We start from the raw sequence: 15,513 nt of genomic DNA, 5'->3' as shown, positions 1-15,513 counted from the left end.
GTGCTGGTGGATCAGGAGGCCGAGTAGCCGCGGGTGGCGATCCAGTCGGCGAGGTTGTCCACGCTCATGCGGTAGGAGGCCATGTTCGGGTCGGCCGAGTCCGCGATGGTCACGGTCTTCCCGCCGTCGCGGTAACCCACGACGCTGATGTAGTGGCCACCCTCGAAGGAGTGGGTGTTGCCGTCGATGTCGGTGGCGGTGCCGGCGATGTTGGCGACCACGGCGCGGCCGTCGTCGACGGTGCGCACGATGTCGGCGCGCAGGGTGTCGGTCTGCTTGTCGTCGGCCTTGCCGTCCTTGATCTCGACCGACCGGTAGCTCTTACCGGTCTCCTTGTTCAGCACGGGGGTGATGTCGTTGATGCTGTTGGTGCCGTTCTCGGTGGTGCCCATCTCCTTGGCCATGGCGTCGACGTCGATGTTCTTGCCGAGCACGCTGATGGCGTTACGGGTCGCGGCGGGGCCGCAGTAGTAGAAGTTCGGCTGCGCCTCGTAGCGGACGTCCAGCTCCCGCTCGCCGTGACCCTTACGGTCGGCGACGACCTGCGTCTTCTCAGCGGGGGCCGCATGGGCGGCGATGGCGGGGCCGGCGATCCCACCGGCGGTGGCGGCAAAGCCGGCAGCGGTCAGAACGGTGTTCCGCAGCATGGTGTTGGTACGCATGATGAGTCACGCCTTTCTGTCGGGGGTTCACAGCACACGCCGATAGGGGGTGCGGTGCTGCGTGGTGAAAGTCTGTGAAGGGGTGCCCAGCGATCAGGGGGGTGATCTGCTCGGGCGGCCGGGGGGTGTAACCATCGGCGGCGGGGAAGCGATTCCCACACACCTGATCCGATGTCCCGGGGGATGTAACGACCGGCGGCCGGGGGTCATTCCCTGGCTCTACCAGCTGTGTCCGGGGGATGTAACGACCGGGGCCAGCGGATGATTCCCTGACTCGACCGGCGCGGGCCGGTGGTGCGTGGCCCGGGGGATGTAACGACCGGGGGCGCGGGGTGATTCCCTGCGGCCGACCCGGTGTGGTGGACCGGTGGTGCGCGGCCCGCCATGTGTAACGACCGGCGGGGGCCGGTCATTCCGACCGGGCTGCCTCACCTCAAGGGGCGGGTGCTGCGCGGTCTGCCATGTACAACGACCCCGCCCCCGGCATGATTCCGCCCCGGCGGTGGCGCCGACCACCCCCACGACCCGCCGAAACCGGACACTACGGTCGCAATCAACGGCGCAAACCGGACAGGCGCCCCAGGGCGCGGCCGCCGGCGGCGCGGATCTTGGACAGTTGCTGTTCGCAGCGAACGACAACTGTCCAAGATCTCCAGGCACAGCGGGCGGGGCGAACCCGACGATGCCGCCGGTCCGGCCGCCAACCGGTCACCCGCGTTGATGCGAAGCGCGCACGGTGAACCCCGACGATGCCGCCGGTCCGGCCGCCAACCGGTCACCCGGGTTGATGCGAAGCGAGCACGGGTGAACCCGGCGAGCCGGCGGCCCGACCCGCCGACGACGGACGCACCGGCGTTGATCAGCGGGTCTGCGTCGCGTTCCAGCCGAATCCCGACGCAAGCCTTCTTGATCAACGTGGGCCGGGCTGAGCCCTCGCGCAGATCAAGGCGGGCGGGCCGAGGCCTCGCGCAGCGGACCCGACCAACCACTGGACGGCATAGCGGACATCTCGCCGGACCGCGTCCCGGCCGCCCGGATGTGGTCGCGGGGGTGCAACGGCTCGGAGGTCACGGGTGCGCGGATGCCGCCATGACGTTCCACTCGTGGCGAGGTCGACTCCGGGCGGCGTGACCTGCCGGGTTCCACAGTGGGCGTGCCACCATGTCGGGCATGGAGATCTGGAACAACCCGTCCTGCTCGAAGTGCGCCGCGGCCCGGGCGTCGCTCGACGAGGCACGGGTGCCCTACCGGCTGCGGGCGTACCTGACCGAGCCGCCGACCGCGGAGGAGGTGACCGAGGTGCTGCGCCGGCTGGACGCCCGGGCGTGGGACATCTGCCGCACCGGCGAGCCGGCCGCGACCGCGCTGGGCATGGCGGACTGGCCCCGCGACGACGCCGCGGAGCCGCGCTGGATCGCCGCGATGGTCGCCCACCCCGAACTGATCCAGCGCCCCATCCTGCTGCTGGACGACGGCAGCGCGCTGGTCGGACGTACCCCGGAGGCCCTGGACGAGGCGGTGCGCCGCAGCGACCGGTGAGCGCGCGGTGGGTCAGGAGGCCCGGTCGCCGGCCCTCGCGTGCCGCTCGCGCAGCCGATCCCGGATCTCCTCCGGGGTGTACGCCCGGCGCCGCCGTTCCGCCCGGGCCACGACCACACCGGTCGCCGCCACACCGGCGAGGCCGGCCAGGCCGAGCAGCTTCCACCACCGCATCCGTTGCCGCTTCGGCATAGGGTGATCCTCCATGAGCATCAGCCTGGACGAGGCGGTGGAGCTGACCCGCACCGGCGACCTGTGGGTCTTCCGCGGGCGCAGCGTGCCGGACCGCGCCATCCAGCTCACTACCAACAGCCCAGTCAACCACGTGGGCATGGCCGTGGTGCTGGACGACATGCCGCCGCTGATGTGGCACGCCGAGCTGGGCCGCTCGCTGCCGGACATGTGGACCGGCTCCCACCAGCGCGGCGTGCAGCTGCACGACCTGCGGGACGCGGTCTGCGTGTGGGCCAACCGGTACGGCCAGCGGGCCTGGCTGCGCCAGCTCGAACCGTCGGCGGACACCGCGATGGAGGAGGCGGTGCTGCGGACCGTGGCCCGCCTCGACGGCACGCCCTTCCCGTCCACCGCGCAGCTCGCCTGGCGCTGGGCCCGCGGCCGGGTGCCGAACCTGCGGCGCGGCCGACCCTCCATCGCCGACGGCGGCGGCGTGCCGGTCCGCGACCGGGCGCTGGAGACCGCGTACTGCGCGGAGGTGGTGGCCGTGACCTACGAGGCGATGGGTCTGCTGCCCGCCGGTCGCCGGCCCAACTGGTACGACCCGGGGCGGTTCTGGAGCGGCGACGACCTCGACCTCACGGGTGGCGCCCAGCTCGGTGCGGAGATCGAGGTACGCATCCCACCCCGCTGACCAGGTTTGCCGCACCCGCCGTCCGGCAATGGAGACGGGCGTGACGGCTTCCACGGACCTCGACACGCTCGCCGACTTCTTCGACCGGTACGGCGTGGCGCTGACCACCGCCGACGTGCCCGCCATCGCCGGCTGCTACGCGCTGCCGGGGCTGGTGGTCGCCGACACGTACAGCTTCTCGTTCACCTCGCCGGCCGCCGTGGCGCTCAGTTTCGTCGGCGCGGCCCCCGACTACCAGGAGCGGGAACTGGTCGCCGCCCACGCGCTCATCGAGGACGTGCAGCAGGTCTCCGCGCTGCTCACCGAGGTGGCGGTCCGCTGGGAGTTCCTGGACAGCCAGGGCCGGGCGGTGCCCGGCGAGCGCTACCGCTACCTGCTGCGGGCCACCGCCGACGGCCCGGCCATCTGCACCGTCATCCGCACCGCCTGACGGCGGCGGTCCCGCGGCCCGGTCGAGACGCGGACGGCTCAGCGCACCAGCTCCCGGCGGCGGGGCATCGTGTCGAGCCGCGCGCCACCGGCCGCCACGTCGGACACGAAGTCGTCGACGGCCTCGCGGGTGACGCCGGGCATGCAGACCAGGTGACTGCGGCCGGCGCTGCTCGCCAGCACCCACTTCGCCGTCACGGCCGGGGGAGGGGTGGGGAAGACGACCGTGAAGGCGTGCTCGTGCCGCCAGGCCGGCCAGCCCACCTCGTTGAGCCGCCGCACCGCGTACGCGGCCAGCTCGCGGGCCCGCTCGGCGCGCTCGCGCAGGCCGTCGTGGCCGAGGCTGCGGATCGCGTACCAGAGCAGCAGCGCCGCGTGGCCGCTGCGGGAACCGCTGATCGTGGTGTCCACCGTGCCGGTGTAGTTCGCGGAACGGGCGAGCTGCTGCTGGAGGGTGCGGCGGGTCAGCACCACCCCGCACGGCACCGGGGTGCCGAGGAACTTGTAGCCGGAGATGGCGATGCTGTCGACCGTCGCGTCCAGCCGCAGTGTGGCCCGCCCGTCGGCCAAGGCCAGCGGAACCCCGGCCAGCGCGCCGTCGACGTGCAGGTGGTGGCGGACGGGGGTGCGGGCGAGCAGCTGCCGGATCCGCGGCACGTCGTCGGCGGCCTCGGTCATCGTGGTGCCGCAGGTGGCCACCACGACGGCCGGCCGGTCGCGGTGCCGGTCGACCATCCGGGCCAGGTCGTCGTAGTCCATCTCGCCGCGCTCGTCGGAGCGCACCACCACCGAGTCCAGGCCGAGGATGTCGACGCACTTGGGCAGCGAGTAGTGGGCGTCGGCGGAGTGGTAGACCAGCGCCCTGGGCAGCCGCGCCCGGGCCAGGTAGAGGCCGTAGAGGTTGCCCTCGGTGCCGCCGGAGGTGAGGTAGCCCCAGCGGTCGTCGGCCGGGGCCTGGAACAGGTCGCCGAACCAGTCGAGCACCTCCCGCTCGTACCGCTTGGTGTGGTTCGTGCCGGCCGGGTCGGTCCACGGGTCGCCGATGTTGTTGAGCAACGAGCCGAACAGGGGCGCCAGCGGGCTGTAGTCGATGTCGGTGGCGACCGGGAAGCCGACGTGCGTCCGCCGCCCGGCGGTCGCGGCCGAGCGGACCGCGGTGAGCTCCGCGAGGAGCTCCTCGGGACGCGCGACGGAACCGTCACGGCCTGGGTCGGCTGGCAACACGGCGCTCCCTCGTCGTCCCGGTGGACAGCGCACAGAGTGGACCATGAGTCACGGAGAGCGGGCAAGCGTTACCAACTTGGCCACCAATTGTCCAAAATCGACGGGTGCGACCGCCGGTGACACCTCCGCTGACTGAGTGACCAGTCAGCGAGCGGGGCGCCGAAATGCTTGCGGACAGTTGATAACCCGTGCACTCAGTGAAATCATCGGCCGGGCGAATTCCCGCTATCCAGGAGCTGCCACGTGTCGCAGGATCACCGGTCCCCGCTGCCGCGCCCGTCTCATGAGGACAGCTGGAACGACGGCACGGCCGACCGGCCGGCGTACCCGCCGACACCGCCGGTCCGGCCGCCCGCACGGTGGGGCAGCCGCCGGCTCTCCGGTGGCGCGCCGGCGCCGGACTCGCCGGGCCATGGCCTGCCGACGACCCCTGCCCACGGTCGGCCCGCCTCGCCGCTGCGCGGCCACACCGCCCCCGACACCGGACACCCGTCGCCGGCGGGGCCGGGCCGATTCGGGCCGCCCCCGGCCCACAGCTACGGCGGCCCGACACCCGAGAGCTTCGGCGCCCCGACGCCCGAGAGCTTCGGCGCCCCGACACCCGAGAGCTTCGGCGGCCCAACGCCCGGGGGCTTCGGCGCTCCGCCCCCCGGGGGCCCCGGCGCCCCGACATCCGTGGGCTTCGGCGCTCCGCCGCCCGGGGGCTTCGGCGCTCCGCCGCCCGGGGGCCTCGGCGCTCCGGCGGCCGGTGGCCTCGGCGGCCCGGGGGGCGCCGGTCGGTTCGCTCCGCCGGAGGCCCCGGGTCGCGGCAGCGCGGCCCGGATCTCCGGGTTGGGCGCCACGGCGGCCCCGGTCCGTGGTGCCCCCGCACCGGCCTACCCGGCGACGTCGGGGGGCTACCGTGCGCCGGACACCGGGCGGTACGCCGCCGCCGGTCCGCCGCCGGCGAGCTGGTCGTCGGGCGCCACGGCCGAGCCGACCATCGACGGCCACGCGAACCAGGCGGTCCACCACCAGATCCGGCAGGCGGTGGTGCACCGCGTGCAGTACGCGAACGCCCTGCACGCCTCGCACTACTGGGACCTGCGCCGGACCAGCCCGGTCGGGCCGCACGCGCTCGTCTTCCTCTACGCCAGCCTGGATCCCCGGTTCGCCGACCCGCGGCGCCCCTACTACGAGATCAGGGCGGCCTCCCGCCTGTTCCGGGACGGCAGCGAGGTGCAGGACCTGCCGGCGCTGCTCGCCGAGCTGTGCGAGATCGCCGAGGGTTACCTGGCCGGGGGCGGTGTCTTCGACCCGGTGGCCCAGATGACCCAGGCCGGCGAGCCGATGCCCGCCGAGGCGCGCTACGTCGGGGTCTCGGTGTCGACCCTTCTTAGTAGCGGCAGCGGGGGCCCGGAGCTGCCGGGCGTCGGCGGGATGGGCATCCCCGGGCGGAACCTGGTGGTGATGTCCGACGACAACCTGCTGGTGGTGGAGCGCCCGGCGCGGGCGCACGAGCAGGTCGAGGTGAACTCCACCTGCCCGCACTTCAGCGGCGGGGGCGTGGAGGTCCGGAGCTGGCTCCCGCTCACCCCGGAGCAGCAGGTCGACCCGGCCTGGCGCGCGTTGCAGCACCTCAACCGGCTGGTGCTGGCCGGGCAGGAGCGCAAGGCCGCGACGGTCGCGTCCACGGGCGGCCGGCGCCGCCACTGAGCGGTCGTGCCCGGCGGCGGGCGTCACCGCTGAGACGCCGACGGCCCGCCCCCGGAGCTCGCGGGCGGGCCGTCGGCGCGTCCGGGTGTCCTACAGGGAACGGCCGACCAGATCCTGCTCGATCACCGCGAGCGGGCGGGGCTGGCCCTGCCCGACGTTCTCCAGCACCTCCGGGCGGGTGGCCTGGAGGACCGCCGCCCAGACCAGGCCCACCGCCACGGCGGCCGCCACCGCGCCGGGGACCAGCCACTTCGTGGTGGAGTCGGCGGGCGCCCCGAGCACGGCGGAGAGGTTGACCAGCGTGGTGAGCAGGGCCGCGCCGACCAGCGCGGCCCCGATGGCCGGCGCGACCGTACGCTGCCACGCGCTTTCGAGGCTGCCGCCGCCCCTGCGGAAGAAGGCGATCGTGGCGACCGAGGTGACCGCCATCATGAGCAGCACCGCGATGGCGGCGACGCCGGAGAGCCAGCTGAACATGATGGCGACCGGGTCGGCCCCGGTGAGCGCGAAGACCAGGACGGCCGGCAGGGCGATCGCCGACTGGAGCACCGACCCGGCGACCGGCGCGCCGCCCCGGCCGACCCGCTCGAACACCGCCGGCAGCACCCGCTCCCGGCCGAGGCTGAAGGCGTACCGGGCGATCGAGTTGTGGAAGCTCACCATCGCGGCGAACACGCTGGTCACCACCAGGATCGTCGCGACGCTGCCGAGCACGGGGCTGACGTGGGCCTCCAGGATGGAGAACGGCAGGCCGGAGCCCGGGTCACGGGACCGGTCGACGACCTGGTCCGGCCCGACGGCCACGGCCATGGCCCAGGCGGCGAGGGCGTAGAGGACGCCCAGCAGGATCAGCGCCGAGTAGGCCGCCCGGGACACCGCCTGCGGCGACCGGGCCTCCTCGGAGTAGACCGCGGCCGACTCGTAGCCCACGAACGAGGCCGCGCAGAAGGCGACGACACCGCCGATGCCGGGAACCAGCAGGTTGCCGGGGTCCAGCGGCGCGAGGCTCACCGACCCGCCGGCCGGGTGGGTGAACGAGGTGAGCACGAACAGCAGGATCACGGCGACCTCGACGGCCAGCACCGCGCCCAGCAGCCCGACGCTGATGCGCGCCTTCAGCACGCCGACCAGGGCGACCCCGGCCCAGGCAGCCAGGGCCCACGCCCACCAGGGGCCGCCGAGGCTGCCGCTGACGACGGCGCCGAGCAGCCCGTACAGGCAGATCTGGATGGCGTTGTAGCCGAGCAGCACGACGGGCGCGGCGACCACGCCCCAGAACCGTCCGAAGCCGGCGGCCAGGGCCGCGTAGAAGACGCCCGCGCTGGAGACGTAGCGGGCCATGGCCAGGTAGCCGACGGAGAAGAACAGCAACGCGGCGGCGATCACGAGGAAGCCGAGCGGTGTGCCGGTGACCCCGGTCGAGGCGTACGTGGCGACGATCGCGCCGGCGAGCACGGCCATCGGGGAGGAGGCGGTCGCGCTGAACACCAACAGGGCGCCGGTGCCGAGGGACTTGCGGATGAGCCCGGTTGGCGCGCTGGCAATCTGCATGGAGTTGCTCCGAGTGGGGGAGGAGGGGGTTGTCGGGGCGGGACGGAGCGGGCGGCGGCCGGGCGGCGGCCGGGGGTGGCGGGGCGGGGCGCCCGTCGAGTGGCGCTCCATGATGGACAGTGCGGGCGGATGTGCGCGACCTTGCCCGAATCTGCGCCGTTGCGGAGTCCCCGTCGCCGAGCCCGGACAGCGTAGCCGACGACGCGCTGCGACGCGCCGCATGCGGGCCGTGGCGGCGAGCCCGGCCGGCGGAGCCCGATCCGCCACAGGTGATCACCCGTTCCGGGCGTCGCGGGTGCCCGGACGGTCGGAACGCTCTGCGCGCGCTGCGCGTCCCGGCGCACCCTGGCTACGCTGGCGCGTCGGCGACCACGGAGAGGGGCATCGGATGAGCGGCGGGCCGGTCCGGCCGTCCGACGCACCGGCGGCGCCGCGGGTGCTCGCCACGGCGCCGTGGATCGTGGTGGTGCTCGGCGTCGGCCTGATCGCCGGCCTGCTGGTGGTCGTCCTGTTCTCCCTGCGCGGAGCCGAACGCGCGCCGATGCCGGCGCCCGCGCCGCCGATGTACCTGCCGACCCTCGGCGTGGAACGGACCTCCCCGACCGGCGGGGCCACCGTCGCGCCGACGGCGACGCCGTCGCCCACCGCGACCAGGTCGCCCACGACCACCTCGCCCGCGGCCGGCCCGTCCCGGTCGGCCACGCCCCGGCCCAGCGCCTCGGTCCGGGCGGTCGCTCCGGCCGCGGTCACCGCCCGCTACGAGGCCACCGGGAGCGACCGGGACGGGTTCGACGCCCGGCTGACCGTGGTCAACGGCTCGGGGGATGGCCGGGACTGGACGGTCGAGTTGTTCTTCACCGGGAACGTGAAGACCGTCCAGGCCTCGTCCACGTCGGGGCTGTCGGTCAGCACCCAGGGCAGCGGGGTGTTCGTGCTGCGCGGCACCGGGCCGCTGCCGGCCGGCGAGAGCGCCACGGTCCGCCTGAGCTTCGGGCGTACGGGCGCCGGTGACCGACCGGGCCGGTGCACGGTCAACGGCGCGGACTGCGCCATCGACTGAGGAGCGGCGGGCAGGGGTGGACCGGCCGCTTTCCGGTCGCCGTCCCCGATCGCTACGCTCCCGACGGGACCGACAGGGGAGGGGCCATGCCCGGCACGCGACGCGCACGCCCGTCACCCGGCGCCGCCGTGACCTCCTCGCCCTGGATCGTCGTCTCGATCGGCGTGGTCGTCATGGTGGTGCTGCTGGTCGTGGCGCTCGGCTCGGTGCGCGGGCGGCGGACGTTCGCCGAGCCCCCGCCGCCGGACCCGACGATGTCGCTGCCCCAGGTGCCGGTCACCACGCCCACCGCGCCGGGTGGGACGACCCGGCCGCCCGCGTCCGCCGCCGGGCCGGTGGTGCCCGGGCTGTCCCCCCGGTCCACCGTGCTTCCCGCCCGGCCGACGCCGCGCCCGTCGCCGAGCGCGGGCGGTCCCGGCAGCCGGCCGGCGGCCGCACCACCGCCCGCAGCACCGCCGGCGGTCACCGGCCGCTACGGCGTGGTGAGCAGCTTCGACGGTGGCTTCGTCGGTGAGGTGCGGCTGGTCAACACCACCGGCGCGGCGCGGGGTTGGACGGTGCGGCTGGCCGTCCCGCGGAGCCGTCTCGTGGCCGTCTGGGTGAGCGGCGCCGAGCAGGGCAGCGGGGGCTTCAACGACGGCGTGCTCACCTACCGCAGCGGGGTCGACCTGGCGCCCGGCGCGTCGGTGGCGCTGCAGTTCCACTTCGAGCAGAGGCGCGCCACGAGGCCGTCGAGCTGCACGGTCGACGGCGCGGCCTGCTCCGGTCTCTGATCCGCCCGCCGCGGTCGCCCGCTCGGCGACCCACGATCTGCCGTGTTTCGCAAGACTGCTGCTTTGTTGCGACTTGGTTTGCAAGGTATTGCAGAATGTTTCGGCGGGGGCTAGCGTGCGGGCGAATCAGCGACCAGAGAAAGGCCGTCGATGAAACCCCCGCCGATATCCCTCAAGGCACTGGCCGCCCTGGCCACCTCCCTCGTGCTCACCCTCGTCGGCGTGCCGGTGGCCCTCCACCAGCTGGGTGCCGACGGCAGCGGTCGACCCGCCACCCCCGACGTGCTGGGCGCCGCGGGCGCCCCGCAGTGGAGCCGGGAGCCGTCCGCCGAGACGCTGCTCAAGGCCGGCAGCAACGGCGCGAAGGCCGAGCAGTTCTACTTCGTCCTGCCGGACCGCTTCGCCAACGGCGACAAGCGCAACGACACCGGCGGGCTGACCGGCGACCGGCTCAGCACCGGCCTGGACCCGACGGACAAGGGCTTCTACCACGGCGGTGACCTCAAGGGGGTCATCGACCGGATGGACTACATCCAGGGCCTCGGCACCACGGCCATCTGGCTCGCCCCGATCTTCAAGAACCGGCCCGTGCAGGGCACCGGCGCGGACGCCTCCGCCGGCTACCACGGCTACTGGATCACCGACTTCACCCAGGTCGACCCGCACTTCGGGACCAACGCCGAGCTGACGAAGCTGGTCGGCCTCGCCCACCAGCGGGGGATCAAGGTCTACCTGGACATCATCGTCAACCACACCGCGGACGTCATCCGGTACGCGGAGGACAGGTACGGCTACGTCGACAAGAAGACGTCCCCCTACACCGACGCGCAGGGGCGGGCCTTCGAGGACCGCAACTACGCCGACGGCACCCGGGCGTTCCCGCGGGTCGACGGCACGTCGTTCCCGTACACCCCGACCTTCGCCACCCCGGCCGACGCCAAGGCCAAGGTGCCGGCCTGGCTGAACGACCCGACCATGTACCACAACCGGGGTGACTCCACATTCGCCGGTGAGAACAGCGAGTACGGCGACTTCTTCGGCCTCGACGACCTCTGGACCGAGCGTCCCGAGGTGGTGCGGGGCATGACCGACATCTACGCGCAGTGGATCGGCAGGGCGGGCGTCGACGGCTTCCGCCTCGACACGGTCAAGCACGCCAACCTCGACTTCTGGCCGCAGTTCACCCGAGGCATCGACGCCGCCGCCGCCAAGGCCGGCAAGCCGGACTTCTTCATGTTCGGCGAGGTCTACAGCGCCGACCAGGAGGTCGAGTCGACCTACGTGCGGCAGGGCGGCCTGCCGGCCACCCTCGACTTCTCCTTCCAGGAGGCCGCGCGGGGCTACGCCGCCGCGGACGGCTCCGCCAAGGCGCTGGCCGACGTGTACGCCAAGGACGACCTCTACGCCGCGCGGGACACCGACGCCAACCGGCTGACCACCTTCCTGGGCAACCACGACATGGGCCGGATCGGCTCGTTCGTCGCGGCCGGCGGCGGGGACGACGCCAGCCAGCTCCGCCGCGACCAGCTCGCCCACCAGCTGATGTTCCTCACCCGCGGCCAGCCGGTCGTCTACTCCGGCGACGAGCAGGGCTTCACCGGCCCCGGCGGGGACAAGGACGCCCGGCAGGACATGTTCGCCAGCAGGACGGCGGACTACCTCGACGACGACCTGATCGGCACCACCCGCACCCACGCCAGCGACCAGTACGACACCGCCCACCCGCTCTACCGGACCATCGCCGAGCTGGGCCGGCTGCGGCAGGCCCACCCCGCGCTGCGGGACGGCATCCAGGTCACCCGCTACGCGGCGGACGGCCCCGGCGTCTTCGCCTTCTCCCGCGTCCTCCCCAAGGACCGCACCGAGTACGTCGTGGCCGTGAACAACGCCCCGACGGCGCAGACTGTCACCGTGGACACCTGGTCGGCCGGCGCCACCTTCACGGGCGTCTACGGCGGCGCGGCCACCGCGACCGCCGGCGCCGACGGCAAGCTCGGCGTGACCGTGCCGGCCATGTCGGCCGTGGTGCTCAAGGCCGACCGGGCGATCCCCCGGGCCGGGGCGACCCCGACGATCACGCTCACCGAGCCGGGTGACGCCCCGGTCGCGACGAAGGCCACGGTCACCGCGCAGGTCACCGGCGACCCCCTCGCCACCGTCACCTTCGCGGCGCGGGTCCCCGGCGGCAAGTGGACGCTGCTGGGCAGCGCGCACCGGGCCCCGTACACCGTCCACCACGACCTGGCCGGCCTGGCCGGCGGGACGAAGGTCGAGTACAAGGCCGTGGTCCGCGACGGCAAGGGCCGCGTGGCCGCCGCGCGCACCACCGGCGTGGTCGGCACCCCGGCCCAGAGCGCATCCCGGGACTGGGCGGTCGTGCACTACCAGCGCCCCGCCGGAGGGTACGCCGACTGGGGCCTCTACGCCTGGGGCGACATCGACCCGGCGTACCAGACCGAGTGGCCCAAGGGGCAGCCGTTCGCGGGTGAGGACTCCTACGGCCGGTTCGCCTGGGTCAAGCTGAAGCCGGGCGCGAAATCCGTCGGGTTCCTCGTGGTCGACAAGGACGGGAACAAGGACGTCGCGAACGACCGCACCATCGACGTGACCCAGACCGGCGAGGTCTGGGTCAAGCAGGGCGACCCGGCCCTCTACCCGACGCGGCAGGCCGCCACCGGCGAGCCCGACCCACCGGTCGACCAGAACACCGCGGTCATCCACTGGCGCAAGGCCGACGGCAACTACGACGGCTGGGGCCTGCACCTCTGGGACGGCGCCGCCAACCCGACCGACTGGGGCGACCCGCTGAAGCCGGAAAAGATCGACGCGTACGGCGCGGTCTTCCGGGTGCCGCTCGCGGCGGGCGCCACCGGGCTGAACTACATCGTGCACTCCGGCGACGAGAAGGACCAGCCCGACGACCAGCGGCTGGACCTCACCACCACGGGGCACGAGATCTGGCTGCTGGCCGGGGTCAAGGGCCGGCTGCTGCCGCCCACCTCCTCCGGCGTGGCGAAGGATCTCGACATCACCAAGCAGAAGGCGCAGTGGATCGACCGGTCCACGGTGGCCTGGCAGACCGGGCCGACCGACGGCAAGCGGTACGCCCTGGTGGCCGCCCCGGCCGGCGGGCTCGCGGTCGCCGACGGCGAGCTGACCGGGACGTACACCACGCTGCCGCTGCGGGCGGCGCGCAACGGGCTGACCGAGGCCCAGCGGCAGGCGTACCCCCAGCTCTGGGCCTATCGCGCGTTCACGCTGGACCGCGCCGACCTGGCCAAGGTGCCCGCGGCGCTGCGCGGCCAGCTCGTGGTGACCGAGCGGGACGCGGAGGGCCACCTGCTCGGCGCCACCGGGGTGCAGATCCCGGGCGTCCTCGACGACGTCTACCGGGCCGCGACCGGCGCGAAGCTCGGCCCCACGTTCGCCGGCAAGGTGCCGACCCTGGCCGTCTGGGCACCGACCGCCCGGAAGGTCTCGCTCCAGCTCTTCGACTCGCCCACCGCCGAGCCGGCGACCGTGTCGATGCGCCGCGACGACACCACCGGCGTCTGGTCGGTGCGCGGCACGAAGGGCTGGACCGGGAAGTACTACCGGTACCAGGTCGAGGCGTGGCAGCCGGCCGCGCAGAAGATGGTCACCGCCGCGGTGACCGACCCGTACTCGCTGGCCCTCGCGCCGGACTCGACGCACAGCCAGATCGTCGACCTCGCCGACCCGGCCCTGGCCCCGAGCGGCTGGGCGAACCTGCGCAAGCCGGCGGCCGTGCCCTCGGCGAAGGCGCAGATCCAGGAGGTGTCGGTCCGCGACTTCTCCATCGCCGACAGCACCGTGCCGGCCGAGCGGCGGGGCACCTACCTCGCCTTCACCGACCCGGCCACGGCCGGGATGAAGCACCTGACGGCGCTCGGCGACGCCGGGGTCAACTACCTGCACCTGCTGCCGGCGTTCGACTTCGCCACCATTCCGGAGAAGCGGGCCGACCAGGCGCAGCCGGCCTGCGACCTGGCCGCGCTGCCACCGGACTCCGACGAACAGCAGAAGTGCGTCGCGGCGGTGGCCGACAAGGACGGCTACAACTGGGGGTACGACCCGCTGCACTACACCGTGCCGGAGGGCGGCTACGCCGTCGACCCGGCCGGGGCGAAGCGGACCACCGAGTTCCGGCAGATGGTCGCCGGGATCAACCAGGCGGGCCTGCGCGTGGTGATGGACGTCGTCTACAACCACACCTCGGCCGCCGGCACCGACCCGAAGTCGGTGCTCGACCAGGTGGTCCCGGGCTACTACCAGCGGCTGCTCGACGACGGCACGGTCGCCAACTCGACCTGCTGCGCCAACACCGCCCCGGAGCACGCCATGATGGGCAAGCTCGTGGTGGACTCGCTGGTCACCTGGGCGAAGGCCTACAAGGTGGACGGCTTCCGGTTCGACCTCATGGGCCACCACCCGAAGGCGAACATCCTGGCCGTCCGCGCCGCGCTGGACAAGCTGACCGTGGCCCGTGACGGCGTGGACGGGAAGAAGATCCTGCTCTACGGCGAGGGCTGGAACTTCGGCGAGGTCGCCGACGACGCCCGGTTCGTGCAGGCCACCCAGGCCAACATGGCCGGCACCGGCATCGGCACCTTCAACGACCGGCTCCGCGACGCGGTGCGCGGCGGCGGCCCGTTCGACGGCAACCCCCGGATCCAGGGCTTCGCGTCCGGGCTCCTCACCGACCCGAACGGGGACGACGTCAACGGCACGGCCGCCGAGCAGAAGGCGCGGCTGCTGCACCAGCAGGACCTCATCAAGGTGGGGCTGACCGGCAACCTGCGCGGCTACCGGTTCACCGACTCGTCCGGCCGGCCGGTCACCGGCGCGCAGGTGGACTACAACGGCTCGCCGGCCGGCTACACGGCCGCGCCGGGCGAGGCGGTCACCTACGTCGACGCGCACGACAACGAGATTCTCTACGACGCGCTGGCGTACAAGCTGCCGCAGGGGACCTCGGCGCAGGACCGGGCCCGGATGCAGGTGCTCGCCCTGAGCACCGTGGTGATGGGGCAGGGGAGCGGGTTCGTGACGGCCGGCTCGGAGCGGCTGCGCTCCAAGTCGCTGGACCGCAACTCCTTCAACTCCGGTGACTGGTTCAACCAGATCCGCTGGGACTGCGCCCAGGGCAACGGCTTCGGCGCCGGCCTGCCGCCCGAGCAGGACAACAAGGACAAGTGGCCGTACGCGAAGCCGCTGCTGGCCGACCCGAAGCTGGTGCCGGACTGCGCGGCCATCGACCTGGCCGACGCCCGGTACGCGGAACTGCTGACCATCCGGCGCTCCTCGCCGGTGTTCGGGCTGACCACCGCCGACCAGGTGCAGAAGCGGGTCGCCTTCCCGCTCTCCGGCGACCGGGAGACCCCCGGCGTCATCACCATGACCCTCGACGCCCGTGGGCTCGGCGGGAAGTGGAAGTCGGTCACCGTGGTGTTCAACGGCACCCCGGAGACGGCGACGCAGACCGTGACTGGCCTGCGCGGAGCGGACGTGGCGCTGCACCCCGTGCTGCGGAACTCCGCCGACCCGGTGCTCCGGACGGCGTCCTTCGACCGGGCCGGCGGCACGTTCACCGTGCCGGCGCGCAGCGTGGCGGTCTTCGTCCAGAACTGACACCCGACGACGGTCCGGCCCCCCGCCACGAAGTGGCGGGGGGCCGGACCCGTTGCGTCGATC

The 15,513-nt window shown here is 73.5% G+C and carries 11 protein-coding genes; 7 read left to right on the top strand and 4 right to left on the bottom strand.

Translation table 11 applies throughout. The annotated features are described in order from the left end of the window. Positions 1-11: 11 nt before the first annotated feature. Positions 12-662: a C39 family peptidase gene (locus ACQP12_RS23445; protein ID WP_433282054.1), complete on the bottom strand. Its 651-nt coding sequence runs from the start codon at positions 660-662 to the stop codon at positions 12-14. A gap of 1,170 nt (positions 663-1,832) precedes the next feature. Between ACQP12_RS23445 and ACQP12_RS23440 the strand changes: the two genes are divergently transcribed. Continuing rightward, positions 1,833-2,201 (top strand): ArsC/Spx/MgsR family protein, encoded by a 369-nt coding sequence (locus ACQP12_RS23440; protein WP_433282052.1) that lies wholly within the window; start codon positions 1,833-1,835, stop codon positions 2,199-2,201. A 12-nt stretch (positions 2,202-2,213) separates the two neighbouring features. Here the strand turns inward: ACQP12_RS23440 and ACQP12_RS23435 are convergent, their stop codons facing one another. Beyond that, positions 2,214-2,393, bottom strand: coding sequence for a hypothetical protein (locus ACQP12_RS23435; protein WP_433282050.1), 180 nt, complete (start codon positions 2,391-2,393; stop codon positions 2,214-2,216). 13 nt (positions 2,394-2,406) lie between these two features. Between ACQP12_RS23435 and ACQP12_RS23430 the strand changes: the two genes are divergently transcribed. After that, positions 2,407-3,069, top strand: coding sequence for a hypothetical protein (locus tag ACQP12_RS23430; RefSeq protein ID WP_433282048.1), 663 nt, complete (start codon positions 2,407-2,409; stop codon positions 3,067-3,069). A gap of 40 nt (positions 3,070-3,109) precedes the next feature. Next, the gene (locus tag ACQP12_RS23425; protein ID WP_357951156.1) at positions 3,110-3,499 is read left to right on the top strand and encodes a hypothetical protein; all 390 of its coding nucleotides are present in this window, start codon (positions 3,110-3,112) and stop codon (positions 3,497-3,499) included. A gap of 38 nt (positions 3,500-3,537) precedes the next feature. Here ACQP12_RS23425 and ACQP12_RS23420 read toward each other — a convergent pair whose 3' ends face one another. Continuing rightward, on the bottom strand, positions 3,538-4,719 hold the full coding sequence (locus tag ACQP12_RS23420; RefSeq protein ID WP_433282046.1) for a histidine decarboxylase: 1,182 nt from the start codon (positions 4,717-4,719) through the stop codon (positions 3,538-3,540). Positions 4,720-5,553: 834 nt separating this feature from the next. Here ACQP12_RS23420 and ACQP12_RS23415 point away from each other — a divergent pair. Next, complete coding sequence (locus tag ACQP12_RS23415; RefSeq protein ID WP_433282044.1) at positions 5,554-6,417, top strand: hypothetical protein; 864 nt, start codon at positions 5,554-5,556, stop codon at positions 6,415-6,417. Between the two features lie 90 nt (positions 6,418-6,507). Here the strand turns inward: ACQP12_RS23415 and ACQP12_RS23410 are convergent, their stop codons facing one another. Further along, on the bottom strand, positions 6,508-7,968 hold the full coding sequence (locus ACQP12_RS23410) for an APC family permease (protein WP_433282041.1): 1,461 nt from the start codon (positions 7,966-7,968) through the stop codon (positions 6,508-6,510). Positions 7,969-8,356: 388 nt separating this feature from the next. Here ACQP12_RS23410 and ACQP12_RS23405 point away from each other — a divergent pair, with 388 nt between their 5' ends. The 3 genes from ACQP12_RS23405 to pulA all read left to right on the top strand — a co-directional run bounded on the left by ACQP12_RS23405 (position 8,357) and on the right by pulA (position 15,450). Next, on the top strand, positions 8,357-9,028 hold the full coding sequence (locus tag ACQP12_RS23405; RefSeq protein WP_433282039.1) for a cellulose binding domain-containing protein: 672 nt from the start codon (positions 8,357-8,359) through the stop codon (positions 9,026-9,028). Positions 9,029-9,114: 86 nt separating this feature from the next. Beyond that, positions 9,115-9,801, top strand: coding sequence for a cellulose binding domain-containing protein (locus ACQP12_RS23400; protein WP_357951166.1), 687 nt, complete (start codon positions 9,115-9,117; stop codon positions 9,799-9,801). Positions 9,802-9,951: 150 nt separating this feature from the next. Continuing rightward, complete coding sequence (pulA, locus tag ACQP12_RS23395) at positions 9,952-15,450, top strand: pullulanase-type alpha-1,6-glucosidase (RefSeq protein ID WP_433282035.1); 5,499 nt, start codon at positions 9,952-9,954, stop codon at positions 15,448-15,450. Positions 15,451-15,513: the final 63 nt, after the last annotated feature.

The organism is Micromonospora sp. CA-244673, from assembly GCF_050948395.1.
Lineage (GTDB): Bacteria > Actinomycetota > Actinomycetes > Mycobacteriales > Micromonosporaceae > Micromonospora.
Note: the sequence above shows the minus strand (reverse complement) of the source record. Positions and strands in the feature narration are given on the sequence as shown.